Origin of the sequence: Dermatobacter hominis (assembly GCF_020715685.1) — a bacterium.
GTDB classification, from domain to species: domain Bacteria; phylum Actinomycetota; class Acidimicrobiia; order Acidimicrobiales; family Microtrichaceae; genus Dermatobacter; species Dermatobacter hominis.
Genome location: NZ_CP085840.1, coordinates 2,299,247 through 2,325,012, shown reverse-complemented (window position 1 = coordinate 2,325,012; position 25,766 = coordinate 2,299,247). Strand labels below are relative to the sequence as shown.

Annotated in this window: 24 protein-coding genes; 12 read left to right on the top strand and 12 right to left on the bottom strand. The window is 73.7% G+C overall.

What is annotated here, in order from left to right; all coding sequences use genetic code 11:
• Positions 1–7: 7 nt before the first annotated feature.
• The gene (locus LH044_RS10815; protein WP_227760044.1) at positions 8–1,147 is read left to right on the top strand and encodes a DUF2332 domain-containing protein; all 1,140 of its coding nucleotides are present in this window, start codon (positions 8–10) and stop codon (positions 1,145–1,147) included.
• Positions 1,148–1,241: 94 nt separating this feature from the next.
• On the opposite strand, the gene LH044_RS10810 is transcribed toward LH044_RS10815, so the two are convergent.
• Positions 1,242–1,646: a VOC family protein gene (locus LH044_RS10810; protein WP_227760043.1), complete on the bottom strand. Its 405-nt coding sequence runs from the start codon at positions 1,644–1,646 to the stop codon at positions 1,242–1,244.
• A 145-nt stretch (positions 1,647–1,791) separates the two neighbouring features.
• The gene (locus LH044_RS10805; RefSeq protein WP_227760042.1) at positions 1,792–3,432 is read right to left on the bottom strand and encodes an MFS transporter; all 1,641 of its coding nucleotides are present in this window, start codon (positions 3,430–3,432) and stop codon (positions 1,792–1,794) included.
• A 203-nt stretch (positions 3,433–3,635) separates the two neighbouring features.
• On the opposite strand from LH044_RS10805, the gene LH044_RS10800 reads away from it, so the two are divergent.
• The 4 genes from LH044_RS10800 to LH044_RS10785 all read left to right on the top strand — a co-directional run bounded on the left by LH044_RS10800 (position 3,636) and on the right by LH044_RS10785 (position 7,149).
• Positions 3,636–4,208: a TetR/AcrR family transcriptional regulator gene (locus LH044_RS10800; RefSeq protein WP_227760041.1), complete on the top strand. Its 573-nt coding sequence runs from the start codon at positions 3,636–3,638 to the stop codon at positions 4,206–4,208.
• 224 nt (positions 4,209–4,432) lie between these two features.
• Complete coding sequence (groES, locus tag LH044_RS10795; RefSeq protein ID WP_227760040.1) at positions 4,433–4,720, top strand: co-chaperone GroES; 288 nt, start codon at positions 4,433–4,435, stop codon at positions 4,718–4,720.
• Positions 4,721–4,767: 47 nt separating this feature from the next.
• Entirely contained in the window at positions 4,768–6,408 is a 1,641-nt protein-coding gene (gene groL, locus LH044_RS10790; protein ID WP_227760039.1) for a chaperonin GroEL, read from the top strand.
• A 219-nt stretch (positions 6,409–6,627) separates the two neighbouring features.
• Positions 6,628–7,149, top strand: a complete 522-nt coding sequence (locus LH044_RS10785) for a hypothetical protein (RefSeq protein WP_227760038.1) — start codon at positions 6,628–6,630, stop codon at positions 7,147–7,149.
• Between the two features lie 15 nt (positions 7,150–7,164).
• Here the strand turns inward: LH044_RS10785 and LH044_RS10780 are convergent, their stop codons facing one another.
• Together LH044_RS10780 and LH044_RS10775 are read right to left on the bottom strand one after the other, a co-directional pair.
• Positions 7,165–8,004 (bottom strand): SCO6745 family protein, encoded by an 840-nt coding sequence (locus LH044_RS10780; protein ID WP_227760037.1) that lies wholly within the window; start codon positions 8,002–8,004, stop codon positions 7,165–7,167.
• A 44-nt stretch (positions 8,005–8,048) separates the two neighbouring features.
• On the bottom strand, positions 8,049–8,567 hold the full coding sequence (locus tag LH044_RS10775) for a hypothetical protein (RefSeq protein ID WP_227760036.1): 519 nt from the start codon (positions 8,565–8,567) through the stop codon (positions 8,049–8,051).
• 179 nt (positions 8,568–8,746) lie between these two features.
• Here LH044_RS10775 and LH044_RS10770 point away from each other — a divergent pair, with 179 nt between their 5' ends.
• Both LH044_RS10770 and LH044_RS10765 read left to right on the top strand, forming a co-directional pair.
• Positions 8,747–8,908, top strand: a complete 162-nt coding sequence (locus LH044_RS10770) for a hypothetical protein (RefSeq protein WP_227760035.1) — start codon at positions 8,747–8,749, stop codon at positions 8,906–8,908.
• A 17-nt stretch (positions 8,909–8,925) separates the two neighbouring features.
• Positions 8,926–9,678: an NUDIX hydrolase gene (locus LH044_RS10765; protein WP_227760034.1), complete on the top strand. Its 753-nt coding sequence runs from the start codon at positions 8,926–8,928 to the stop codon at positions 9,676–9,678.
• Between the two features lie 78 nt (positions 9,679–9,756).
• Here LH044_RS10765 and guaB read toward each other — a convergent pair whose 3' ends face one another.
• On the bottom strand, positions 9,757–11,271 hold the full coding sequence (guaB, locus tag LH044_RS10760; protein ID WP_227760033.1) for an IMP dehydrogenase: 1,515 nt from the start codon (positions 11,269–11,271) through the stop codon (positions 9,757–9,759).
• Positions 11,272–11,337: 66 nt separating this feature from the next.
• Between guaB and LH044_RS10755 the strand changes: the two genes are divergently transcribed.
• Together LH044_RS10755 and LH044_RS10750 are read left to right on the top strand one after the other, a co-directional pair.
• Positions 11,338–12,624 (top strand): NAD(P)/FAD-dependent oxidoreductase, encoded by a 1,287-nt coding sequence (locus LH044_RS10755; RefSeq protein WP_227760032.1) that lies wholly within the window; start codon positions 11,338–11,340, stop codon positions 12,622–12,624.
• Positions 12,625–12,658: 34 nt separating this feature from the next.
• Complete coding sequence (locus LH044_RS10750) at positions 12,659–13,048, top strand: hypothetical protein (protein ID WP_227760031.1); 390 nt, start codon at positions 12,659–12,661, stop codon at positions 13,046–13,048.
• A 10-nt stretch (positions 13,049–13,058) separates the two neighbouring features.
• Here LH044_RS10750 and LH044_RS10745 read toward each other — a convergent pair whose 3' ends face one another.
• Together LH044_RS10745 and bioA are read right to left on the bottom strand one after the other, a co-directional pair.
• Positions 13,059–14,954 carry an aminotransferase class I/II-fold pyridoxal phosphate-dependent enzyme gene (locus tag LH044_RS10745; protein WP_227760030.1) on the bottom strand — a complete coding sequence of 632 codons (1,896 nt, stop codon included), beginning with the start codon at positions 14,952–14,954 and terminating at the stop codon, positions 13,059–13,061.
• Positions 14,955–14,966: 12 nt separating this feature from the next.
• Positions 14,967–16,328: an adenosylmethionine--8-amino-7-oxononanoate transaminase gene (gene bioA / locus LH044_RS10740; protein WP_227760029.1), complete on the bottom strand. Its 1,362-nt coding sequence runs from the start codon at positions 16,326–16,328 to the stop codon at positions 14,967–14,969.
• 166 nt (positions 16,329–16,494) lie between these two features.
• On the opposite strand from bioA, the gene LH044_RS10735 reads away from it, so the two are divergent.
• Together LH044_RS10735 and guaA are read left to right on the top strand one after the other, a co-directional pair.
• Positions 16,495–17,646, top strand: coding sequence for a GuaB3 family IMP dehydrogenase-related protein (locus tag LH044_RS10735; RefSeq protein ID WP_227760028.1), 1,152 nt, complete (start codon positions 16,495–16,497; stop codon positions 17,644–17,646).
• Between the two features lie 13 nt (positions 17,647–17,659).
• Positions 17,660–19,258 carry a glutamine-hydrolyzing GMP synthase gene (guaA, locus tag LH044_RS10730; protein ID WP_227760027.1) on the top strand — a complete coding sequence of 533 codons (1,599 nt, stop codon included), beginning with the start codon at positions 17,660–17,662 and terminating at the stop codon, positions 19,256–19,258.
• A gap of 84 nt (positions 19,259–19,342) precedes the next feature.
• Here guaA and LH044_RS10725 read toward each other — a convergent pair whose 3' ends face one another.
• Genes LH044_RS10725 through LH044_RS10710 form a run of 4 tightly spaced genes read right to left on the bottom strand, consistent with a single transcriptional unit; the run spans position 19,343 to position 22,912 of the window.
• On the bottom strand, positions 19,343–19,996 hold the full coding sequence (locus LH044_RS10725; protein ID WP_227760026.1) for a response regulator: 654 nt from the start codon (positions 19,994–19,996) through the stop codon (positions 19,343–19,345).
• Positions 19,993–21,123 carry a sensor histidine kinase gene (locus tag LH044_RS10720; protein WP_227760025.1) on the bottom strand — a complete coding sequence of 377 codons (1,131 nt, stop codon included), beginning with the start codon at positions 21,121–21,123 and terminating at the stop codon, positions 19,993–19,995. Before LH044_RS10720 ends, LH044_RS10725 begins: the two co-directional genes overlap by 4 nt.
• Before the next feature lie 5 nt (positions 21,124–21,128).
• Entirely contained in the window at positions 21,129–22,262 is a 1,134-nt protein-coding gene (locus LH044_RS10715) for an acyltransferase family protein (RefSeq protein WP_227760024.1), read from the bottom strand.
• Positions 22,259–22,912 (bottom strand): hypothetical protein, encoded by a 654-nt coding sequence (locus tag LH044_RS10710; RefSeq protein WP_227760023.1) that lies wholly within the window; start codon positions 22,910–22,912, stop codon positions 22,259–22,261. Before LH044_RS10710 ends, LH044_RS10715 begins: the two co-directional genes overlap by 4 nt.
• Positions 22,913–23,450: 538 nt before the next feature.
• Here LH044_RS10710 and LH044_RS10705 point away from each other — a divergent pair.
• Positions 23,451–24,653, top strand: a complete 1,203-nt coding sequence (locus LH044_RS10705; RefSeq protein ID WP_227760022.1) for a C40 family peptidase — start codon at positions 23,451–23,453, stop codon at positions 24,651–24,653.
• Positions 24,654–24,764: 111 nt separating this feature from the next.
• On the opposite strand, the gene LH044_RS10700 is transcribed toward LH044_RS10705, so the two are convergent.
• Positions 24,765–25,709 (bottom strand): TIGR03621 family F420-dependent LLM class oxidoreductase, encoded by a 945-nt coding sequence (locus LH044_RS10700; RefSeq protein ID WP_227760021.1) that lies wholly within the window; start codon positions 25,707–25,709, stop codon positions 24,765–24,767.
• Positions 25,710–25,766: the final 57 nt, after the last annotated feature.

The following is a 25,766-nucleotide window of genomic DNA, read 5'->3' as shown; positions in this document are numbered from 1 at the left end:
GTCGGACGTGGGGGAGGAGCGCGCCGGTTCGGCGGAGTGGGCTGGCCGCTACGAGCAGCAGGCGATCGCCTGCGACGCGCTCGGGTCGCCCCTGTGGGGCCGGCTGCTGCGGGTGATCGCCCACGACGTGCTCGAGGAGGGGCCGTCGTGGTCGGTCGTGCGCGAGCGGGCGGACCTCCGGTTCGGGCAGGCCGGCCCGCTGCGGCTGGTCGGGGCGGCGCACCGGCTGGGCCTGTCGGGCGCGGCCGAGCGCTGGGCGGCGCTCCTGCCGAGCTGCGGCGGCGTCGCGCCCGACGACGACGCCTCGGGCGACTCGACCCTGCGCGACGCGTGGCTCGCGCTGATCGACCTGCATCGCGACGAGCTCGTGGACGGCCTCGGCCGCGAGGTGCAGACGAACGAGGTCGGACGGGCCGTGGCGCTCGGCTACGCCCACGCGGTGGCGTTGGGACACCGCCACGTGCTCGAGGGCGCGGCGCCGGCCCGTCTGATCGAGCTCGGCTGCTCTGGCGGGCTCAACCTCCGGCTCGACCACTTCCGCCTGGACCTGTCCGGCGCACCCGGGGCCGGCACGGTGCTGGGCGACCCCGATGGCGCGGTGCGGCTGGCGCCCGAGGTGCGCACGCCGCTCGAGCCGGGCGTGGTGACCGTGCCGCTCGTCGAGCGGACCGGGATCGACATCGGCCCCATCGACCCGACGACCGAGGACGGGCGGCTCACGCTGCTGTCGTTCGTGTGGCCGGACCAGCTCGAGCGCTTCGAGCGGCTGGCCGCGGCGATCGACGTGGCGCGCCAGGTCCCTGCGCACGTGGTGCAGGCGGACGTCGACGGCGGGCGCAGCACCGCCCACGTGCTCGACGGTCTGCTGTCGCGCCCGGCCGGTCCCGGCGTGGCGACGATCGTCCAGCACTCGATCGTCTGGCAGTACATCCCGACCGACCAGCGACCGGCGGTGACGTCGGTGATCGAGCGGGCGGGCCGGCGCGCCACCGCCGACGCGCCGCTCGTGTGGATCCGCTTCGAGCCCGACGAGTGGGACCGGACGCGCGTGGCCGTGTGGGCGCGGCGCTGGCCCGACGGCGGCGACCGCCTGATCGCCCACGGCGACTTCCACGGCCGCTGGCTCGCTCCCGTCGCGGCCCCCTGACCCGCCCTCGCGCCGCCCTCGCGGGCCCGCTCTGTTCCACCTCGTCGACGCTGTGACGTCGATCGGGTGGAACAGAGCGGGCCGGGCGGCGGGCTCAGTCCGTGGCCAGGAACTCGGACGGGTCCTCGTAGTGCTTGATCTCGACGACGTTGCCGCTCGGGTCGGCCACCTTGGCGCCGACCTTGCCGCTGAGCTCTGCGGCCCGGTGGACCGTCGGTCGGGACAGCCACTCGACGTCGGCGCGGTCGAGCCGGTCGACGACGTCCTCGAACGCCGCGGCGTCGGGCAGCACCACGCCGAAGTGGCGCACGCCCTGCTCGCCGGTCGGGCGGACCTCGTCGGGGCGCTGCTGCAACGTGAGCTGCAGCCCGAAGAACCACACGTCGAGCCAGTCGTCGCGGACGCGGCCGACGGAGCATCCGAGCGCCCCCTCGTAGAAGGCGCGGGCCGCGGCGAGGTCGGCGACGGGGATCGACAGGTGCAGGATCGGTGCGTCCACGCCGCCCACGGTACGGGCCGCGGTCCGCGCGCAGCTCGGCGGATTCGGGCCCGGGCGCGGCGCCGGCGGGCGGATCGGCCGGGAGGGTGCCGACCCGCCCGCCGGTGCGGTGGGGGGTGAGGGTGTGCGGCCGGAGGCCGGGTGTTCAGGCCCGCTCGACCACGACGGGCTCCAGCGCGCCGTCGTCGTCGAGCCCGGCGGCCTCGAGCGCCTCGGCCCGGGCCTCGAGCTCCTCGGCGTGCGACGGCGTCCAGAAGAACGCGAACGCCGCAGCCGCGAGCGCCAGGCCGACGCTGACCCACATCGAGGCGGTCCAGCCGTCGACGAAGGCGACCCGGGCGGAGTGCAGGACGTCCTGGCCGGCGGCGCCCATCTGCTGGGAGACGGCGACCGCGCCGCCGATGCCCTCGCGGACCGCCTCGGCGGCCTGGCCCGGGAGCCCGTCGGCCGTGCCGGCGACGGCGGACGAGTAGCCGGAGCTCAGGATCGAGCCGATCAGCGCGACGCCGATGGTCGTACCGACCTCACGGGTCGTGTCGTTGAGCGCCGACGCGACGCCCTGCTCCTCGACCGGCAGCGATCCGGTGATGGCCGCCGTGCCCGGGGTCATGACGCAGCCGATGCCGATCGAGAGGAGGAACAGGCCGGGGATGATCGTCCAGTAGCCGCCGTCGGCGTCCGCGAGCAGGGCCATGAGCGCCAGGCCTCCGGCGACCAGCAGGGTGCCGCCGGTGAGCATGCGGCGCAGGCCGACCCGCGACGCGATCCGGGGCGCCATCGCCGACAGCGGCATCATGATCGCCGCCATCGGCAGCAGGCTCAGCGACGCCTTGATGGCCGAGTACCCGAGCACCGCCTGCATGAACTGGACGAGCACCAGGAACAGGCCGCCCATCACGCCGAAGACGACGAGCAGGTTGACCGAGCCGGCCGTCAGCGTGCGGTTGCGGAAGACCTTGATCTGCAGCAGCGGGTGCTCCTGGCGGAGCTCCCACCACACGAACGTGAGGACGGCGACCACGCCGACGACCAGGCCGCCCAGCGCGACGGGCGAGGTCCAGCCGGCCTCGGGGCCCTCGTGGATGCCGAGGACGAGGCCGCCGACGGACAGCGCGGAGAGGACCGAGCCGACCACGTCGAAGCGCCCCTCGTGGTGCTCCCGCGAGTGGGGCACGGCGTAGGCGGCGATGCCGAGGGCGATGACGGCCATGACGACCGGCATGGCGAAGACCCAGGGCCACGTGAAGTTGTCGACGATGATCGACGAGATGATGAGGCCGAGGATGCCGCCGGCCCCGGCGAAGCCGGCCCACACGCCGACCGCGTTGTCGCGCTCCTCGGGCGGGAAGCTCGAGGTGATGACCGACAGCGTGACCGGCATGATCATCGCCGCGCCCACGCCGGCGGCGATGCGGAAGCCCATCAGCATGCCCACCGACGTCGCCTGCGACGACGCGAGGCTGGCGAGCGAGAAGAGCACGAGCCCGCTCATCAGCACCCACTTCCGGCCCCACCGGTCGCCGATGGCGCCGATCGGGAGGAGCAGGGCGGCGAGGGCGATCGTGTAGCCGTTGATGATCCAGAGCAGCTGGCTCTGGCTCGCGCCGAGGTCGGTCGCGAGGCCCTGCTGGGCGACGTTGAGGCCCGATACGGAGGCGACGACCGCGACGAGCGCGGTGCACATGGCGATCAGGATCCAGCGGCGCTTCCGGGCGTCGACGACGGGGTCCTCGGGGAGCAGGAGCTCGCCGTGCGGCTCTGCGTGGGGGGTGGGGGGTGACGACACGACGGTCTCCAGTCGGGTGGCGGGCCCGGAGGGCAGCTGGCAGGGGGTGGGGTCTCGGCCGTCGTCGGGGGTGGCGACTTGGCACTTACGATACGAGACGGTAGCGTATCGTTACATCGACGAGATGCAAGCCCGAGGTGAGGAGACCCTTGTCACGCCCGACGCCGTCGACGGCAGCAGCGACCACTAGCGTCTGCTCCCGGATGGATCCTCGAGTCGCCCGGTCGCACGCCGCCGTGATGGACGCGGCGCGCGACCTGCTGGTCGAGCTCGGACCCGACGGCCTGACCGTCGACGCCGTCGTCGCCCGCTCCGGCGTCGCCAAGTCGACCGTCTACCGCCACTGGAAGAACCGCGACGACCTCGTCGCCGACGTGTTCGCCGACTGCATGCCCGCCCTCGAGCCCGCCGCCGAGGACCTCGCCGCCGTGGACGCGCTGCGGGACATGGCGCAGCAGATGGCGCGCTCGCTCGCCGACCCGCGCTGGCAGCGCCTCCTGCCGGCGATGATCCTGCTCAAGACGCAGTCCGACGCGATGGCCCACCTCAACGAGGAGATGAAGGTCCAGCAGCAGGACCTCGTGACCGAGGTGTTTCGGCGCTGCGTCGACGAGGGCGTGCTCGACCCCGTCGTGCTGAAGGACCCCGAGCGCGCCGGCCTGCTGCTGATCGGTCCCGTGCTGGCGGTCGCGCTCGTCGACGGCGAGGGGATCGACGAGCCGTTCGTCGACGAGGTCGTCGAGCGCTTCGTGCGCGGCTACTCGCCGCAGGCCTGATCCCGCCCGACCCAGGATCCTGCGGGCCAGGATCCCCGTGCGTCAGGGTCCCTCGCAGACCCGGCGATCCTGAGCGGGCTGCCGGGCGCGACGCCCCGGTTCGCAGCTCGTCCCCCGGACCGTTAGCACTCGCCGATGGAGAGTGCTACCGTTGGCAGTCGCCACATGCGAGTGCTAACCGGGCACTCGTCGCACCGTGCTCTGCCAACGGAGGAACAGCACCAATGAGCCTGCAGCCCCTCGAGGATCGCATCGTCGTCCGGCCCGCCGAGGCCGAGGAGAAGACCGCCAGCGGGCTGGTCATCCCCGACACCGCCAAGGAGAAGCCCCAGCAGGGAGAGGTCCTGGCCGTCGGCCCGGGCCGCCGCTCCGACTCGGGCGAGCTGATCCCGCTCGACATCGCCGTCGGCGACACCGTCGTCTACTCGAAGTACGGCGGCACCGAGGTCTCCCAGGACGGCGAGGACGTGCTGATCCTCTCCGGTCGGGACATCCTCGCCATCGTCAAGTGACGACCTGAGCACGCGAACCGAACGACTGAACGAGAGAAACGCATCACATGGCAAAGATCCTGAAGTTCGACGACGAGGCTCGTCGCTCCCTCGAGGCCGGCGTGAACCGCCTGGCCGACGCCGTGAAGGTCACGATCGGCCCCAAGGGTCGCAACGTCGTGCTGGACAAGAAGTTCGGCGCCCCGACCATCACCAACGACGGCGTGTCCATCGCTCGTGAGATCGAGCTCGAGGACCCCTTCGAGAACATGGGCGCCCAGCTCGTGAAGGAGGTGGCGACCAAGACCAACGACATCGCTGGTGACGGCACCACCACCGCCACCGTGCTGGCCCAGGCGCTCGTCCGCGAGGGCCTCCGCAACGTCGCCGCCGGCGCCAACCCCATGGGCGTCAAGCGGGGCATCGAGGCCGCGGTCGCCGCGGCGGTCGGCTCCATCGCCGAGCTCGCCAAGGAGATCGACGAGAAGTCCGAGATCGCCCAGGTCGCGGCCATCTCCGCGGCCGACCCGAAGATCGGCGAGGTCATCGCCGACGCGATCGACAAGGTCGGCAAGGACGGCGTCGTCACGGTCGAGGAGTCGAACACCTTCGGCATGGAGCTCGAGTTCACCGAGGGCATGCAGTTCGACAAGGGCTACCTGTCCCCGTACTTCGTGACCGACGCGGAGCGCCAGGAAGCCGTCCTGGACAACCCGTACATCCTGTTCGTGAACGGCAAGATCAGCTCCGTCCAGGACCTGGTCCCCGTGCTCGAGAAGGTCATGCAGAGCTCCCGCCCGCTGCTGATCGTCGCCGAGGACGTCGAGGGCGAGGCCCTCGCGACCCTCGTCGTGAACAAGATCCGCGGCACCTTCAACTCGGTCGCCGTCAAGGCCCCGGGCTTCGGTGAGCGCCGCAAGGCGATGCTGCAGGACATGGCGATCCTCACCGGCGGTCAGGTCATCGCCGAGGAGGTCGGGCTGAAGCTCGACAACACGACCCTCGACCTGCTGGGTTCCGCCCGCAAGATCGTCGTCACCAAGGACGACACCACGATCATCGAGGGCGCCGGCGACTCCGAGGACGTGAACGGCCGCGTCGCGCAGATCAAGGCCGAGATCGACAACACCGACTCCGACTGGGACCGCGAGAAGCTCCAGGAGCGCCTCGCCAAGCTCAGCGGTGGCGTGGCCGTCGTCAAGGTCGGCGCCGCCACCGAGGTGGAGCTCAAGGAGAAGAAGCACCGCATCGAGGACGCGCTGTCGGCGACCCGTGCGGCCATCGAGGAGGGTGTGGTCGCCGGTGGCGGCACCGCCCTGGTGCGGGCGAAGTCCGCGGTCTCCGGCGTGGTCGACTCGCTCGAGGGCGATGAGCGCACCGGCGCCTCCATCGTGCTCCGCTCGCTCGACGCCCCGGCCCGGATGATCGCCGACAACGCCGGTCTCGAGGGTGCCGTGGTCGTCCAGCAGCTCGAGCGTGAGACCGGCAACGTCGGCCTCAACGCCGCGACGGGCGAGTTCGAGGACCTGCTGAAGGCCGGCGTCATCGACCCGGCCAAGGTGACCCGTGCGGCGCTGCAGAACGCGGCGTCGATCGCCAGCCTGCTGCTCACCACCGAGGCGCTCGTCGCCGACAAGCCGGAGGAGGCTCCGGCCGGCGGTGGCATGCCCGACATGGGCGGCATGGGTGGCATGGGCGGCATGATGTGACGTCCCGCACCTGATGGTGTGTTCGACGAGGCCCCGGCCCTTGCGGCCGGGGCCTCGTCGCGTCCACCACGAGATATAGGGGTGCACACGCACATCCCTTGTCGTGATCCGCACCACAGAAAATTCGCCCGGTGGTCGGCGGACCGACCGGGAGTCGTCCCCATGGACCCGGCCCGGCGTCGGCGCGACGGTGACGACAGGCACGAGAAGGGGGTCGCGATGCGACGGACGTGGATCGTGGCGGCGGCGGTGATGGTGACGGCGATGGCCGTCACGGGATGCGGGACGGCGCCCCCCACGGGCAGCACCGTGCTCCTGGGACCGGCCGACGGGAGCGGCCAGTGGCTGGTGGGCCAGCTCGGTGCCACGGCCCCGACCGAGGCGACGGTCGAGCTCCGTTCGATCGGCGTCGCCGTCGGCATGACGTGGTGCGTCGAGGTCCGGGTGCGCGACACTCCACCGCCCTGGTACGGCGGCTCGGACCCGGCGGGACGGCTGACCGCGTGCGAGCAGGTGCCGGTCGTGGCGGGCGACGTCACGATCGCCCTCGGGCCGCTCGCGGTGGACTGGGACGAGCTGGTACACGGACCGATCGCCGGCCGGTGGTACGACGCCCGGGTCTCCGTGCTGGTGCCACCCGACGCGAGCCTCGGGGTGACCGGCGTGCTCGGGCTGCGCCTCGACGGCGTCCCGGCCGGTCGGGGGTGCCTCGGACCCGGCGGCATCGTCGACCTCTGCTGAGGCGCTCCGACGGGTTCAGCCCTCGCGCAGGCCCATCGGGTTCGGGAAGGGCAGCACGCCGGCCGCCGCCACGGTGCGGGCCAGCGGGCGGAGGGCGTCGGTGGTGGCCGCCAGGTCGTGGCCCTCGTAGGAGCGGGTGGCCAGCGCATCGGTGCGACGCTCGATGTCGACGTGCAGCGCCCGGCCGGCGTCGGTGAGGCCGCCGTCGGTCGTGACCAGGTCACGGTCGGCGAGCCGGGCGGCGGCCGCCGCCCACTCGTCGTGCGTCCACGCCCGGGTGTCGCGGAGGATCATCGCGTCCATCCCGCTCGCGGCGGTGGCGAGCACGTCGACCTCGCAGCCGTCGAGGTCGGCGCCGACGAGCAGGGCGACGTGGCCGTCGCCGCGGTGCTCTCGCAGCGTCGTGCAGAGCTGCCACAGCCGGGCGATCGGCTCGGCGGGGAGCTCGACGTCGAGGTTGGCCCCGCCGAGCGGACGCCCCGACGGGTCGAGCCCGGCGACGATCGGTTCCAGCGCCGCTGCGGCGGCGGCCGCGCCCTCGGCCTCGAGACCGCAGTCGGTCAACGCCGCGACCGCACCTCGCGACCGGGCGGCGAGCGCGTCGGCGGGCGACACGAACGACCAGGCGTCGGGCAGCGCCCGCGTCGTGCGGGCCGGGGAGAAGTTGCAGCACACCGCCGTGGCCGTGGACGGGCCGATCGGCCCGAGCGGCGCCATGCGGGCCGCGAAGTAGCCCATCCAGAAGCCCCTGGCCCCCGCGTCGGCGATCGCCGCGAGCGCCGCGGGGTGGAAGTAGGTGACGGCGTGGACGGTCTCCGCCGCCTGCCAGAGTCGACGTGCCGGGTCCGTGGCCATCGACGCACCGTAGCGAGCGGCGTCCGGGCCCCGGTGGGGATCGCTCAGCAGACGTAGATGACGCCAGGGTTCACCCGGCACGCGTGCTGGGTGGTCACGCCGGCGACGGTGATGCCCCGCACGCCGGCCAGCACGACCGGCGTCTCGGGCGGGATGTGGACGCTCACCTGCGCCCAGAACCATCGGCCCTCGAGCGGGCCGTTCACCAGCTCGTCCCACGCCGGCCCGAGGGGGCCGAGCGTGATCGTCGCGTCGCCGGCGACCACGGGGATCAACTGGCAGGCGGTCAGGTGGCCGATCGTCGCCGCCGGCGGGAACCACGGTCCCTCGCCGTCGAAGACGGAGATGTCGACGCACCACGTCGCGCCGACGATGCCGCCCACGAGCCGCAGGTCGATCGTGGCGTCGGCCGGCGGCGCGGCGCCGAACCGGCCGACGAAGACGCCCTTGCCGTCGGCGGCGTCGTACAGCGGTGCGGTCGTGCCCGTGGCCGGAGCCGAGGTGCACCCCGCGAGCAGCACGAGGGCCGCCGCGACGGCGGTCAGCACGGTGGTGCGGCGCATGTGAGCCTCCCTTCACCCTCCTGCCGTCATCCTCGCGCCGGGTCGCCGGCCGGGTCACGGGGGACGACTCCCCGGTCGCCGCCCCACCCCAGCGGGCCCCCGCGGGCGAGGGTCCCTGTTCGCCCCGCCGCCCCGCCGCCCCGCTCGCCCCGGCGCCCCGACGCCGTAGGCTCCGGCGCATGGAGAACCGTCCCGCCCCCGATCCCGCCAAGCTGCTGCAGTACTGGATGGAGTGGGAGAAGGGCGACGAGACCCCGGGTCGGACGATGAGCAACCTGAAGACGCACGGTCTGCGCGACCTGCTCGAGCAGCTCGTCGAGGCGACGTCCGCGCCGGCCTGACGGTCGCACCCGTCGTCGTGGCCGGCCGAGGCGGTCCCCAGAAGATCCCACGCCCGGAGATCTGGACCCCGGGCCGCCCCGCGCCCTGGGCCGAGCTCGATCCGGCGGACCGGCTCATCCTCCCGGACCGGGTCCGCGCCGTGTACCCGCAGGACCGCAAGGGCCTCGCCTCGCCCGTGGCGACCGACGGCGCCGAGCCGTCGGCCGTGCTGGTGCCGCTCTACGACCTCGACGGCGAGCTCCACGTCGTGCTGACCCGCCGCAGCTGGAACCTGCGCACCCACCGCGGCGAGGTCAGCTTCCCCGGTGGCCGGGCCGAACCGGGCGAGGACGCGCTCACCGCGGCGCTGCGGGAGGCCAACGAGGAGATCGCGCTCGACCCGGCGCTGGTGGAGCCGCTCGGCGAGCTCGACCACCTCACGACCGTGACCCGCCGGGCGTACATCGTCCCGGTCGTCGGCCTGGTCTCACGTGTGCCGGAGCTGCGCCCGAACGACGCCGAGGTCGACCGCGTCCTGCACGTGCCGCTGTCGGAGCTCACGGCCGACGGGGTGTTCCGCGAGGAGCGGTGGGGCGAGGGCCCGACGTCGCGCCCGATCTACTTCTTCGACCTCGAGGGCGACACGGTGTGGGGGGCGACCGCGGCGATGCTCCGGCAGTTGCTCGCCCGCCTCACGGGGACCGACCCGGGCACGCTGATCGACATGGACCCGGCTCGGGACGTGCCGCCCGGCTTCCGCCTGCCCGGCGAGACCGACGACGTGGTCTGAGGCCGCCGACCTCCGCGCGCTCGATTTCTCGGGTCGGGATCGCGACAAGGTTTGTCGCTGTGCACCCCTATATCCCGGTCACATCCAGTAGTTGGGGGCCTCGGCCGTGATCGTCACGTCGTGCGGGTGCGCCTCACGGAGCCCGGCCGGGCTCATCCGGACGAACTGCGCCTGGCGCTGCATCTCGGCGATCGTGTGGGTGCCGCAGTAGCCCATGGCTGACCGCAGCCCGCCGACCAGCTGGTAGAGGATCTTCTGCGCCGGGCCCTTGTAGGGCACCCGACCCTCGACGCCCTCGGGCACGACCTTCTCGGTGGTCTCGACCTCGCCCTGGAAGTAGCGGTCCTTCGAGAAGGACCGGGCGTTCATGGCGCCCAGCGAGCCCATGCCCCGGTAGGCCTTGTAGCGCTCGCCCTGCGAGAGGACGATCTCGCCCGGCGTCTCGTCGACGCCGGCGAGCAGGCTGCCGACCATCACGATGTCGGCGCCGGCCGCGATGGCCTTCGCGATGTCGCCCGAGTAGCGCACGCCGCCGTCGGCGATCACGCCGACCGCGTGCGGTGCGGCGACCCGCGCGCACTCCTGCACGGCGGTGAGCTGCGGGACGCCCACGCCCGCGACGATCCGCGTGGTGCAGATCGAGCCGGGCCCGACGCCGACCTTCACGGCATCGGCGCCGGCGTCGATCAGCGCCGCCGCTGCGGCGCCGGTCGCGATGTTGCCGGCCACGACGTCGACGCTGAGGTTGGCCTTCACCTTGCGGACGACCTCGAGCACGCCCGCCGAGTGGCCGTGCGCCGTGTCGACGACCAGGAGGTCGACGCCGGCGCCGACGAGCGCTTGGGCCCGCTCGAGGGCGTCGTCGCCCACGCCGACCGCGGCGGCGCAGCGGAGGCGGCCCTGCCCGTCCTTCGTGGCGTTGGGGTACTTCAGCTTCTTGTTGATGTCCTTGACGGTGATGAGCCCGGTGAGGCGGCCGTCGTCGTCGACGACCGGCAGCTTCTCGATGCGGTGGCGGCCGAGGATCTGCTGGGCCTCCTCGAGCGTGGTGCCCTGCGGTGCAGTGACGAGGCCCTCGGACGTCATCACCTCGTCGACCCGCTTGCGGGGGTCGTCCTCGAAGCGCAGGTCGCGGTTGGTGAGGATGCCGACCAGGTGGTGCTCGTCGTCGACGATCGGCACGCCGCTGATGTGGTACTTGGCCATCAGGTCGAGCGCGTCGGCGACCAGGTGGTCGCGGCCCAGCGTGACGGGGTCGACGATCATCCCGGACTCGGAGCGCTTGACCTTGTCGACCTCGGTGACCTGGTCCTCGATGGACAGGTTGCGGTGGATCACGCCCAGGCCCCCCTCGCGGGCGATGGCGATGGCCAGCCGCGCCTCGGTCACGGTGTCCATCGCCGCCGACATGAGCGGGATGCCGAGCTGGATCGATCCGGTCAGGCGGGTGGAGGTGTCGACGTCGGCGGGGATGACGTCGGACGGCCCGGGGACCAGGCAGACGTCGTCGAACGTCAGGCCGAGGGAACCGAAGCGGTCGGTGGGGTCGCCGATCGTGTCTCGCAGGGCGGAGGGGTCATCGGAGGGCGCCATGGCGGGATGCTACTCCCCTCGGGAACCGGGGTCCCCGGCGCCGGCGACGCTCGGTAGCGTGGGGCCGTGGAACGTCGCCGGAGGATCGTCATCGTCGGAGCCGGCTTCGGTGGCCTCGAGCTCGTCAAGGCGCTCGCCGACGCCCCGGTCGACGTGGTGCTCGTCGACGCCAACAACTTCCACACCTTCCAGCCGCTGCTCTACCAGGTGGCGACCGCCGGCCTCGACGGCGACGACATCGCCGCCCCCGTCCGCGGCATCGTCCGCAAGCTGAAGAACGTCAACGTCCGCCTCGGCCGGGTCGTCGACATCGAGCTCGACGACCGGCGCCTGCTGCTCCAGGACGGCCCGCCCATCTCGTACGACCGGCTCGTCCTCGCCGCCGGGGCGGTGACCAACACCTTCGGCGTCCCCGGGGTGGAGGAGCACGGCTTCGGGCTCAAGAGCCTCGACGACGCGCTCCGGCTGCGGCAGCACATCCTCCGCCAGTACGAGCGCGCGTCGGTCGACCCGTCGCTGATCGACGAGGGGGTCCTCGACGTCGTGATCGCCGGCGGCGGCCCGACCGGCGTCGAGCTCGCCGGCGGGATCGCGGAGCTCTACCGCAACGTCCTCGGCGGCGACTTCCCCAACCTCGACGTGCGTCGCGCTCGCGTCGTCATCGTCGAGCCCGGCGACCGGGTGCTCGCCCAGTTCCACCCGAAGCTCTCCACCCGCGCCGCCCGCACGCTGGCGTCGCTCGGCGTCGAGACGGTGTTCGGCCAGAGCGTCGCCGGGACCGACGGCAAGGTCGTCGAGCTCGGCGACGGGTCGCGCATCCCCTGCAGCACCCTCGTGTGGACCGCCGGCATCAAGGCGAGCCCGCTGGCCGAGATCGTCCGCGGCCAGCTGGGCGACGACTCGCTGACGCGCGGCGGGCGGATCGTGGTCGACCACCAGCTCCGGATCCCCGATCACCCCGAGGTCGCGGTGATCGGCGACCTCGCCGCCTCGATCGACCGGGACGGCGAGCTCCTGCCGCAGCTGGCACCGGTCGCCATGCAGGGCGGACGGCTCGTCGCGAAGAACCTGATCGCCGAGATCGAGGGCCGGCCGCTCGAGCCGTTCCACTACTTCGACAAGGGCACGATGGCCACCGTCGGTCGCCACGACGCCGTCGCACAGCTGCCCGGGAACCTCCGCTTCTCCGGGCCCCTCGGCTGGCTGGCCTGGCTGGGCCTCCACCTGATCATGCTGATCGGGTTCCGCAACCGGGTGAACGTGATCGTCAACTGGGCGTGGAACTACTTCACCTACGACCGGGCGTCGCGGCTCATCGTCGGCTGGGACGAGGACGACCCGCCCGACGGCTGACGGTCCCGGCCCCTGCGGCAGTAGCGTGAGCCGCATGCCGAGCGTGACCTTCGAAGGCGAGACCCACGGCGAGATCGTCGTGAAGGTGCGGCGTTGGCTGGCGTCGGTCGACGGCCAGGAGGACGCCGGCATCAGCGCCGCGGAGGCCGTGACCCAGGGCGCCGAGCTGACCAAGGACGCGCTGCGGATCATCGCCTCGGCCGCCCCCGAACCGGTCGCGCAGTCCGACCTGGTCAAGGGCCTCACGAACATGGGCTACAAGGCGACCGACGCCACCCGGTCCGCCGTGATCTCCGGCCTCGACTCGATCGAGGAGATGACCGGGGGCGGCGTCGTGCAGCAGGCCACCGACGTGGGCCGCAAGGTGGTGTGGTCGATGAACTCGACGATCGCCAAGCAGCTCCTGCGCTCGCTGCGCGGCTGACCCACCGGCGTCAGGCCGGCGAGAGGCGGTCGGCGAGGGCGGCGACGGTCGTGGTGACCGTGCTCCCGTCGGCGACGAGCTGGTCCCGGTTGCGGCGGTGCAGGTCGGCGGCGTCGCTCGAACCGTCGCCCTCGTAGCGGTTGAGGTGCACGACGGTCCGGGCCCGCAGCTCGCCGAGCCCGTCGAGGGCCGAGCGGACGGCGTGGACCGTGCCGAGCCCCGCGTCGGCGACGAGCACGACGACGTCGGGTCGCACGGCGCGGGCGAGCGCGATGCCGTCGCCGTCGTGGGCGGCGGGGGAGCGGGTCCCGCCTGCGAGCTCGACGAGCCCGACGTCGGGTGCGGTCGACGGCCACGAGGCGCCGACCTCGTCGGCCAGGGCCCGGAGCGAGATGCGGTCCCGGCCGAGCGCGTCGGCGGCCATCGGTGGGGCCATCGGCACCTCGTACCGCCGGTGCGGCGGGCAGACGACGAGTGGGTCCTCGCCGGTGGCGGCGGCGAGGGCGTCGGCGTCGGTGCCGATGCCGCCCGGCTCCACGTCCTGGGGCTCGAAGGACTGCGCGGGCTTGCGCGCCGCGACGGTCGCGCCCCGCTCGCGCAGCGCACGGGCGACGGCCGCGCCGACCCAGGTCTTGCCGACCTCGGTCGCGGTGCCGGCCACGACCACGAGCGTCACCGGCCGCGCCGCTCCCTCCCGCTGGTCGTGGCGCTCGCCCTGCTGGCCCGTCCGGTCGGTCGGCCCGGCGAGACCGCCGGTCAGGCGGTCCAGCTCGACGGCCAGCCGCTCGACGTCGGCCTCGTCGTGCGCGGCCGACAGCGCGACGCGGAGGCGGCTGGTGCCGGCCGGCACGGTGGGCGGGCGGATCGCCGGGACCAGCAGGCCCTGTTCGAGCAGGGCTCGGGACCCGGCCAGCGCGGCCTCCTCGCTGCCCAGCACCACGGGCACGACGGCGGACGGGTGCCCGGGCCGGACGCGGTCGACGTGCGAGCGGAGCCGCGCCCGCAGCGCGTCGCCCTCGGGACCCCGCACGATGCGCAGCGCCGCGAGGGCGGCCGCCGCCGTCGAGGGCGGCGGCGCGGTGGTGAAGATGAACGACCGGGCGGTGTTCACGCAGAGGTCCACCACGTCGCGGTCGCCGGCGACGAAGCCGCCGACCGAGCCGAGCGTCTTGGACAGCGTGCCGACGGTGACGACGTCGCAGCCCGCGGCCCGGGCCGTCGCCGCCGCGTCGTGCGGGCCGAGCGCCGCGTGGGCCTCGTCGAGCACCAGCACCGCGTCGTGCTCGGCGCACAGCTCGGCCAGCTCCCGCACGGGTGCCACGTCGCCGTCCATCGAGAAGACCAGGTCGGTCACGACGACGGCGTGCGGGGTCTCGCGCGCCGCGAGCCCGTCGGCCAGCACCTCGAGGGCGTCACCGCCAACGGGCGTCGACAGGTGCGGGTACACGTCGACGCGGGCCCGGGCGGCGCGGATGCCGTCGATGATCGACGCGTGGTTCAGCTCGTCGCTGAACACCGTCGTCCCGGCGCGGCCGCCGGCGCCGACCAGGGCGCCCATCGCGCCGAGGTTGGCGGCGAAGCCGGTGGGGAAGACGACGGCGGCCTCGTGGCCCGTCCACGCCGCCAGCTCTGCCTCGAGCTCGTCGTGCACGTGGCGTCCGCCCACGACCAGGCGCGACGCCCCGGCGCCGGTGCCCTCGGCCGCGGTGGCGGCGGTGGCCGCCGCGATCACCTCGGGGTGCTGGCTCAGGCCGAGGTAGTCGTTTGACGCGAAGTGCACCACGGGCGTGCCGTCGCCGAGCGTCGTGCGGGGCGCCCCGCCGCCGAGCGTCCGCACCGTCCGCCACCGGTCGGCGGCGCGGATCTCGTCGTTGCGGCGCCGGACGGCGTCACCCAGCGAGCCCACCGCCGGTCGACCTCAGTCCCCGTCCGCGGCGGCGGCCCCGGACAGGTCGAGCTGGACCTGCACGGCGGAGCTGGTGACCTCGCCGATCGCCTCGACGAGCACGTCCACGATCAGCTCGACCTCGTCCTCGGTGGTGGTCAGGTGGGGCACCACGACGACGACGTCGCCGAGCGGCCGGATGAGCACGCCGCGGGCGACGCACCCCGCGCTGACGCGCCGGCCCCAGCGCAGGCCCGCGGCCGGCGGCGCCAGCTCGACGCCGATCATCAGGCCCTGCCGCCGGACCTCGGCCACGCCGGGCAGCGGCGCCACCCGCTCCGCGAGCAGCGCGCCGAACTGCTCGCCGCGCTCGCGGACGTTGGCGAGCACGTCGTCGCGCTCGATCAGCCGCAGGTGCTCGAGCGCGACGGCGGCGCCGAGGGCGTTCCCCCCGTAGGAGTGGCCGTGGTACAGCGTCCTCGGCCCGAGGTCCTCGCCGAGGAAGGCGTCGTACACCTGCTTGGAGGCGGCGGTCGCCGCCAGCGGCAGGTAGCCGCCGGTGATGCCCTTGCCCATCGCCATCAGGTCCGGGCGCAGGCCGCACTGCTCCGAGGCGAACAGCGTGCCGGTCCGCCCGAAGCCGACGGCGACCTCGTCGCAGATCAGCAGCACGTCGTTACGGCGGCAGGTGTCGCCGAGCTGCGGGAAGGACGACGGCGGGAGCAGCTGCATGCCCGCGGCGCCCTGCACCAGCGGCTCGACCACCACCGCTGCGAGCCGCGACGCGTGCTCCTCGACCAGCGCGCACGCCTGCTCGACCGCGTCCTCTCGGTCGAAGCCGGGGGCACGGAGCACGCCGAAGCGCAGCGGGTCGTACAGGTCGACGCCGAAGCCGTCGTCGCCGAGCGACATCGAGCCGATCGTGTCGCCGTGGTAGGCGCCGCCGAACGACAGGTAGGTGGTGCGGCCCTCGACGCCGAGGTTGTGCCAGTACTGGAAGGCGATCTTGAGCGCCTGCTCGACCGCGACCGCACCGTCGGACGCGAACAGGAGGTGCGGGTCGTCGACCGGCAGGAGCGGCGCGAGCGCCTCGGCGAGCTCGACGACGACCGTGTTCCCGTTCCCGAGCATGGTGGTGTGGGCGACCCGGTCGATCTGGTCGCGCAGCGCCTGGTCGAGCTCCGGGACCCGATGGCCGAGGGTCGTCACCCAGAGCGAGCTGATCGCGTCGAGGTAGCGCTCGCCGTCGGCGTCGACGATGTGGTGGCCCTCGGCCGAGACCGCCATGACGGGCGAGTTGTCGGGGTACGCCGCCATCTGGGTGAAGCCGTGCCACACCACGGCGGCGTCCCGTTCGATCCACTCCGCGGCGGACGGCTGGGGTGCGTCGGACACGGGCGGCAACGGTACCGCGGGGCCCGACCGGTCACCCCCTCGGCACCCACGGGGTGGAACGACCGGAACCGGCCCGCGACCGCCCGGGAGCGCGGAGCCACAGGCCCCGGAGGCGTAGACTCTCGCCTTTCCCAGGAGCAGGTGGCCCCGGGGAGTGGGTGAGACCGTGGCAGAGACAGAGATCGGGTTGGGCAAGCAGGGACGGCGTGGCTACTCGCTCGACGAGGTCGCCATCGTCCCCAGCCGCCGCACCCGCGACGCGGACGAGGTCGACGTCTCCTGGCAGATCGACGCCTACCAGTTCGGCCTGCCCGTCATCGCCGCCGCCCTCGACGGCGTGACCAGCCCGACCACCGCCGTCGAGATGGACCGCCTGGGCGGTGCCGGCGCGCTGCACCTCGAGGGACTGTGGTGCCGCCACGACGACCCGACCGCCCTCCTCGACCGGATCGCGCGCCACGACGCCGACGGTGACGACCGCGACGGCGTGACCCTGCTCCGCGAGGCCTACGAGGCCCCGGTCCGGCCCGAGCTGGTGGAGCAGCGCATCGGCGAGATCCGCGACGCCGGCGCGACGGTGTGCGTCGCCGTCAGCCCGAGCCGCACCGAGGCGCTGCTGCCGACCATCAAGAAGGTCGAACCCGACCTCCTGCTCATCCAGGGCACGGTCACGTCGGCCGAGCACGTCAGCGACGGCGCGCACGACCCACTCGACCTCAAGCACCTCGTGCGGCGCCTGGAGGTCCCCGTCATCGTCGGGGGGTGCGCCAGCTACCAGGCGGCGCTCCACCTGATGCGCACCGGCGCCGCCGGCGTCCTCGTCGGCATCGGCACCGGCGTCACCTCGACCACCGGCGGCGTGCTCGGCGTGGGCAACCCGCAGGCCACCGCCATCGCCGACGCCCGGGCCGCCCGGATGCGCCACCTCGACGAGACCGGCGTGTACGTCCACCTGATCGCCGACGGCGGCATGGCCACCGGTGGCGACATCGCCAAGGCGGTCGTGTGCGGCGCGGACGCCGTCATGCTCGGCGCCCCGATCGCCGGCGCAGACGAGTCCCCGGCCGGCGGTGCGGTCTGGTCGATGACGTCGTTCCACTCGCGCCTGCCCCGGGGCCGGCTGCGCCGTGTGCCCCGACTCGGGTCGCTCGAGCGGATCCTGCTCGGTCCGTCGGACCGGGCGGACGGCCGCACGAACCTCATGGGCGGGTTGCGCAAGTCCATGGCCGTGACCGGTCACGGCACCCTCAAGGAGCTGCAGAAGGCGGAGCTGGTGATCACGTCGCCGCCGACCGTGCGGCCCGGTGGCCAGCGATGAGCAGGAGCCAGCGATGAGCGACAGCGGCCGACCCGATGCAGGCAGCCGAGCCGAGGCCGAGGCGGTCGTCGGCGACCAGCCGACCGTGCTCGTCGTCGACTTCGGTGCGCAGTACGCACAGCTGATCGCCCGCCGCGTCCGCGAGGCGAACGTCTACTCCGAGATCGTCCCGCACTCGATCACCGCGGCCGAGCTCGCCCAGCGCGACCCGGCGGCGATCATCTTCTCCGGCGGTCCCAAGTCGGTGCGCGTGCCCGACGCCCCGTCGATCGACCCGGGCGTCTACGACCTCGGCGTCCCGATCCTCGGCATCTGCTACGGCCAGCAGCTGATCGCGCAGCAGCTCGGCGGCGAGGTCGGTGGGGGCGGCGCCGGCGAGTACGGCCGGACGGTCGTGCACCGCAGCAGCGACGTCGTGTCGTCGATCCTCACCGCGGACCTGCCGGCCGACCAGACCGTGTGGATGAGCCACTTCGACGCCGTGCAGCGCCCGCCCGAGGGCTTCGTCGCCACGGCTGCCTCCGAGGGTGCGCCGTGCGCGGTGATCGAGTCGCCCGAGCGGAAGATCTGGGGCGTGCAGTACCACCCCGAGGTGGCGCACACCCCGCACGGCCAGGAGCTGATCACCCGGTTCCTCCACGACCTGGCCGGCCTGCCGGCGACGTGGACGATGGAGAACTTCATCGACGCGTCGGTCGAGGCGATCCGGGCCCAGGTCGGTGACGGCCGGGCCATCTGCGGCCTGTCGGGCGGCGTCGACTCCGCGGTCGCGGCGGCGCTCGTGCACAAGGCGATCGGCCCGCAGCTGACCTGCGTGTTCGTCGACACGGGCCTGATGCGCAAGAACGAGGGCGACCAGGTCGTCGAGACGTTCCGACGCCACCAGGGCATGGAGCTCATCCACGTCCGCGCCGCCGACCGCTTCTTCGAGCGGCTGGCCGGTGTCACCGAGCCCGAGGACAAGCGCAAGGCGATCGGCGAGCTGTTCATCCGGGTGTTCGAGGACGCCCGCGGCGGCGTCGAGGACGCCCGGTTCCTCGTGCAGGGCACGCTCTACCCCGACGTCATCGAGTCCGGCACCGCCCACGCCGCGACGATCAAGAGCCACCACAACGTCGGTGGCCTGCCCGAGGACCTCGACTTCGAGCTGGTCGAGCCGCTCCGCCTCCTCTTCAAGGACGAGGTGCGCGCCGTCGGCCACGAGCTCGGCCTGCCCGACGAGATCGTCTGGCGCCAGCCGTTCCCCGGGCCGGGGCTCGGCGTGCGCATCATCGGCGAGGTGACGCCCGAGATGGTGGCGCTGCTGCAGGAGGCGGACGCCATCGTCCGGGAGGAGCTCCGAATCGCCGGCCTCGAGCGCGAGATCTGGCAGGCGTTCGCCGTGCTGCCCGACATCCGCACCGTCGGCGTGATGGGCGACGAGCGCACCTACGGGCACCCGGTGATCATCCGGGCCGTCACGTCGGAGGACGCGATGACCGCCGACTGGGCCCGCATCCCCTACGACGTGCTCGAGTCGATGGCGAGCCGGATCATCAACGAGGTCCCCGGCGTGAACCGCGTCGCGTACGACATCACGTCGAAGCCGCCCGGCACCATCGAGTGGGAGTGACCGACCCCCAGCGCTGACCGCCCGCTTCGTTCCCGGATCCTGGGGCGAACGCCCCAGATCTCGGGAACAGAGCCGGCGAGGGCGTCAGGTGATGCCGTGGTCGACCGCCCAGCGCACGAGCTCGTGCCGGCGCGACAGGTGCAGCTTGGCCATCGTGTTGCGCACGTGGTTCTCGACCGTCTTGGGCGAGATGAACAGCGCCTCGCCGACCGCCTTGTAGGACTCGCCGCGGGCGACGTGGGCGAGCACCTCGCGCTCGCGCTCCGACAGCGGCAGCGAGCCGTCGCCGCCGGTCGTGGCCAGGCGCCGGTACTCGCCGATGAGCAGCGCCGCGAGCTGCGGTGAGAAGACGGGCTCGCCGTCGGCCGCCCGCAGCAGCGAGGCGCGAAGCTCGTCCGAGCGCGTCGACTTGAGCAGGTAGCCGACCGCGCCGGCAGCGACCACGTCGAGCAGGTCGCGCTCCGACTCGCTGACGGTGAGGACGACGACGGGGACCTCGGCCGCCAGCGCCTGCACGACCGCCATGCCGCCCCCGCCGGGCATGTTCAGGTCGCACAGCACCAGGTCGGGCCGCTGCGTGCGCGCCGCCTCGATGGCGGTCGGGGCGTCCTCGGCCTCGGCGACCACGTGGAACCGGTCACCCAGGTCCGCCCGGATGCCGGACCGCCAGATCTGGTGGTCGTCGGCCACCACGACGCGCACGGCCCGCCCCTCGGTGGTCGCGGCGCCGCCGGTCACGGGACCCACATCGTCACGTCGGTGCCCCGGCCGGCGGCGCTCTGCACGTCGGCGCCGCCGTCGACCGCGGCCAGCCGCTCCCGGATCGAGGCGGTCAGCCCGTCGCCGGCCGGCACCGCTGCGGTGTCGAACCCCACGCCCTCGTCGTGCACGACGACCATCGTGCCCGACGGCAGGCGCCGGTCGACGCTGACCCAGACCTGCTCGACGCCTGCGTGCTTGGCGGCGTTGACCACGGCCTCGGACGTCGCACCGACGAGCGCGGCTGCGGCCGCGCCACGCGCCGTGCCCGGATCGACGACGACGAGCTGCGCGCTGATGCGCTGTCGTCGCTCCACCCCGGCCAGCGCCTCGCGGAGCCGCGCGGCGAGGTCGTCGGTCGCTCCGGTGCCGCGATCGGCGGCGCCGGCGACCGGCTCGCCGCGCAGGAAGGCGCGCAGCTCGGCATCCTGCTCCCGGGCGAGGGCGACGAGGTCCTCGTCGTCGGATCGGCGCTGCACGACCGCCAGGGTCTGCAGCACGCCGTCGTGCAGCGTCCGGGCGACCTCGGCGCGGGCCTGGGCGTCGGCCGCGGCCTGCGCCGTGGTCCGCAGCCGGTCGGCCACCCACCCGCCGACCCAGCCGGACGCGGCGACCAGCACGAGCGTGCCGAGCGACGACAGCCACTCGCCGTCCATGCCCCCGCCGGCGGTGGACTGCCCGACGACGTTCGCCAGCCCGACGGCCGCGCCGCCCGCCATGCCGGCCGACGCGCCGGCCGCGATGCCCGTGGCCACGACGGCGACGAGCGGCCACGCCGACGCGAACGACTGCGGGTGCTCGCCGCCGTAGACGACGTGGTCGGCGAACACCGCCGCGCACGCGAGGAGCAGGTCGACGACGATCCCGGCCACGCCCGACACCCATCGGTCCCGGCGCCCGACCGCCACCGTCCAGACCACCGACCACGCGGCCAGGACGACGAGGGCCGACCCGGCGACGGCGGGTCGGTCGAGCACCCCCGACGACGCGTCGATCGCGCAGACGATCGCCGACCACGCGAGCGTGATGCCGCGCAGCGCGCCCAGCGCGAGCTGCATCCGCCGCTGCAGCGCAGCGGTCGTCGGGGTCACGCGGTCGCGAACCATCGGGGTCATGCTGCCCGACGGGGACCCCGATCCGGTCGGGTCAGGGAGAACAGCGGGAGGGCGACCAGCAGCGGGCCCACCAGCCAGACCGGCCGCTGCAGCCACCACGTGCCGTCGACGCGGTCGTGCACCGGGCCGATGACGACGACGGCGATGCCCCAGAAGGCGGCGAGGGCGAGCATGTGCCACACGTAGACGGTCATCGACCACGCGCCGGCGGTGCCGAGCAGGCCGCGGTGCCGATCGGTCCAGCGCCGGAGGTGCGGGTCGGCGATCGCGAGCAGCCCCATCTGCGCGAGGGCCAAGAACACGACCATCAGGTTCGGCGGCGACATGTTCGAGATCGGGTCGGTGTGGGTGCCGACCATCGAGGGCGGGTAGCCGAGCCAGCGGACGCCGACGGCCAGCAGCGCGAACCCGCCGAGGCAGGTCGCCCACCGAGCGGTGCGGGGCCCTGACCGGAGCGATCCGAGGTGGAACCCGAGCTGGTGCACGACGGCCCAGGTCAGGACGTACTCGGCGAGCATCGGGGCGACGCCGTCGATGTGGCCCGCCCAGGTGAGCCGGTCGACCACCGCGACGAGCACCGCGCCGGCGGACACCGCCCACAGCCCGCACGACCGGTGCACCCGGCGGGCCAGCGGCGCGAGCAGCACCAGCACGAGGTAGGTGGCGAGGAACCACAGCGGGGTGATCATCAGCACGACGCCTCGCACGACGTCGTCCCGGCCGAGCGCCGCCCCGCCGAGCCCGACCGCGACGGCGAGCGCCAGCAGGGGGAGGACCGGCGGGACCAGCCGGCCGAACCGTCCCCGCACGAACGCCGCGTCGTCGCGGGTCGTGGTGGCCCGGCGCAGCGACGAGGCGTGCAGCGAGCCACCGACGAGGAAGAAGAGCGGCATGACCTGGAGGCACCACGTCGCGAGCCACAGGCCGGGGGTCTCGCCGGTCGGGTTGCCGATCCGAGGACCGTCGTCCCAGCGCAGCGTCGTGAACGCCCAGTGCCATGCCACCACGACGACCAGGGCGCCGGCCCGGACGAGGTCGAGCACGGTGTCGCGCCCGCGGCCCTCGGGTGCGGCGCCGACCACGTCGGTCGCGGTCGTCACGGCCGTCGTCGGGGTGGCCACCGCGTTCATCGGTCGCCCCGTCGGTCCTGATCCGCCCCGGCGGCGGTCCCGTCGACGTCCCGGAGCCCCGAGATCACGACGTCGGAGCGCCGCCACTCCCGGAACGACCAGGCGAAGAGAGGGATCACGATGCCGAGCGAGACCAGGACCTGCAGCTGGTCCTCGGGCGACAGCGGTGTGCTGCGGGCGCCGGTCAGCGTGGCGATCATCAGGTACACGTAGGTGATCAGCCGGACCAGGCCGATCACCGCGGTGAGCGTGGCGAGCGTGCCGAACCACATGCGTCGGGTCGGCGACCACACCGCGTGCGTCGAGCGCTCCTCGAGCTCGCGTGCGGTCCAGGCGCACCAGGCGCCGAGCGGCAGGAGCACGACGGCGAGCGTGAACGCCAAGGCCGCGATCCGGGGCTCGGGCGTGTCGGCGAGCACCTGGTGCAGCCCCGTGGCCAGACCGAGCGCCCCGAGCCCGACGGACCAGCACAGCGCGCCGTAGAGCACGCGGTGGTGGTCCGAGCGACGCAGCGAGCGCCGGGCGGTGTCGGCCGCGGCGTCGGCGTCCCAGCCCCGGGCGACGAGCTCGGTCGTGATCTCGGCCGGCGTCGCACCGGCGTTCCGCTGCTCGACGAGCCACTGGCCGACCTCGGGCCGCCACCACGACACCGGGAGGGACGTAGGGGCGGGACGCTCCGCCCCACTGCCTCGCGCTGCGGTCCCGGTGGCGCGCGCCGGCGGATCGCCGGACGGGGGGTCGGTCGCCGGGCGGGGTCCGGCGGCGTCGGCCGCTCCGGACAGGTCGGGTGAGGTGTTCACGTGCGCTCCGATCGGTCGGGTCGCAGCGCCCAGCGTTCCGATCGGGTCCGACCCGTCGGCCGCGTCCTGCGACGGTGCGTGGTCGCCGGGGTGGCGTCCACGGCTCCACCGTCGGGCGTGGCGGGCCGCCGGACCATCCGGGGCGGCCCCCAACGGCCGCTGGGGCCCGGCCTGGGGACGCCCGTCCAGGTGACGTCTCGCATCATCTCGTGCCACGTCGACACGATCTCGGATCGTGCGGCGGCTGGACCGGGCGGTCGGAGCGAGACGCGACCCCACTCCCATCGAAACGGTGTCGGGATCGACACCTGTTTGTAACAGAACGCGGATGGTGGTTGACTTGCTCTCCGTCATGCGTCCGTCCCGCCTCACCCCCACCCCGCGTCCCGTGCCGTCCGAGGCCCCGGGCGCGCCCGCACGCATCGGCCGGGCGGTCCGTCCGGTCGCCGTGGTGGCGGCCCTGGCGCTGGTCATCGGCGCATCGATGGCCGGCACCGCGTCGGCGCAGGACGTCGAGGGCCAGCGGGCGAAGGTGCAGCGCCTCGCCGCCGAGATGGACCGGCTCGAGGCAAAGGCGTCGGCGCTCGACGAGCAGTTTCTCCAGACCGAGCTCGAGATGGACCGGGTGTCGCAGCAGGTCGAGCAGAACCGTGCGGCCGTCGCCGACGCCCGGTCGAAGATGGACGAGGCCAAGCAGCAGGCCAGCAGCTACATCGTGAGCGCCTACATGAGCGCCGGCTCCGACGTCGCCGGCCTCGGCGTGGGCGACCCGAACACCGCGGTCAACGAGAAGGTGCTGCTCGAGACGTTGCACGGCGACCGCGAGCAGGTCGCCGACCACCTCCGGGCCGCGCAGCTCGACCTCGACGACCGCACCGCCGAGCTCGACGCATCGTCGAAGGTGCTCGAGGAGCAGCAGGCGAAGCAGCGCTCGGTGAAGGACGACCTCGAGGCGAGCGTCGACGAGCAGCAGCGGCTGCTCGACGGCGCCAACGCCGAGCTCAAGGCCGCCGTCGCGGCCGAGCAGGAGCGCAAGGAGCAGGAGGCCGCGGCCAAGGCCGCCGCCGAGGCCGAGGCCCGCCAGCGCGCCGCCGCGGCCGCCGCGCAGACCACGACCACCGCGGCCGCCGCCCGGGCGGGTGCGCCGGGCACGACCGCGGCGCCCAAGGCGGCGGCCAAGCCGGCCGCGCCGAAGCCGGCCGCGCCCGCGCCGTCGTTGCCGGTCGCACCGGTGGGCAGCGGGGCCGGCGCCGCGATCGCCGCGGCGCAGTCCGTGCTGGGCGTCCCCTACAAGTGGGCGGGCGCCAGCCCGTCGACCGGCTTCGACTGCTCGGGACTCACCATGTGGGCGTGGGCCCGGGCCGGCAAGAGCCTCCCGCACTCGTCGTCCGCGCAGTACGCCGCCACTCAGCGCATCTCGCTCGACCAGCTGCAGCCCGGCGACCTGGTGTTCTTCAACAACCCCATCTCGCACGTCGGCCTGTACATCGGCGGCGGGATGATGATCCACGCGCCGCACACGGGCGACGTGGTGAAGGTCTCGCCGATCACGCGCATGGGCAAGCTCGTGCGCGCCGGCCGCGTCGCCTGACGCTGGTCAGTCCAGCTGGTCAGCCCGCCGCGGCTGCGTTCCCGGTGCGCTGGTCGTCGCACTGCGACGATCTCGGCACGCGGAACGGCGGGTGGGTCGCTCGGCTCGGGATCAGCTGCCGGCGAGCCGACCGATGAGCGGCGCGAGGTCGTCGAGCGACGACGCCGACAACCCGATCGTCGAGATGCCGAACCGCTCGCGGCGGACCTCGAGGTCCTCGGCCATCTCGTCGAGCGAGCCGCACAGCGCGTGCGGTGAGCCGGCCGCCTCCTCGGCGGTCATCCCGAACCCACCGGCCAGCGCGTCGAACATCTCCTGCCGGTCGTCGGTGACGATCGCCAGGTGGATGCGGGTGCCGAGCTCGATGTCGTCGAACCGCTCGCCGGCCGCCTCGCGGATCCAGCCGATCTTCCGCTCGGTCGCCTCCGGCGTGGCCGAGGGCCCCGCCCGGTGGTCGATCACGCCGGCGGCCAGCGCCGGGTTGAGGTTGACGATGTCGGCGTGGCGACCGGCGACCTCGAGGACCTTCCGGCCGCCGCCGCCGATCACGATCGGGGGATGGGGTCGCTGGGCGGGGAGGGGGCTGCCGACCAGCCCGCTGATGTCGTAGAAGCGACCGTGGTGCTCGACGGGCTCGCCGGTCCACAGCGCCGCGATCACCTGCAGCGCCTCCTCGAGCCGCTCGATGCGGACCGACGGCGAATCGAGCGGGATGCCCGTCGACTCGTAGTCCGTGGTCATCCAGCCCGCTCCGAGTCCGAACTCGAGGCGGCCGCCGCTGAGCCGGTCGACGGTCGCCGCCTCCTTGGCGAGCACGGCGGGGTGCCGGTAGTCGTTCGCGAACACGAGGGTCCCGACCCGCAGCTCGGTGGTGGCGTCGGCGGCCGCCATCAGCGCGGCGATCGGGGCGAGCTCGTCGTCGAGGTGGTCGGCCACGGTCAGCACGCTGACGCCGATGTCCTCCGCCTTGCGGGCGAGCGGCACCAGGTCCTCGGGCCGTTCCATGTGCGAGGCCTGGAGCGTGAAGCGGAACGGGCGGCGACGGGGACCGGACACGGCCCGGAAGGGTAACCCCAACGGGATATAGGGGTGCACAGCGACATCCCTTGTCGT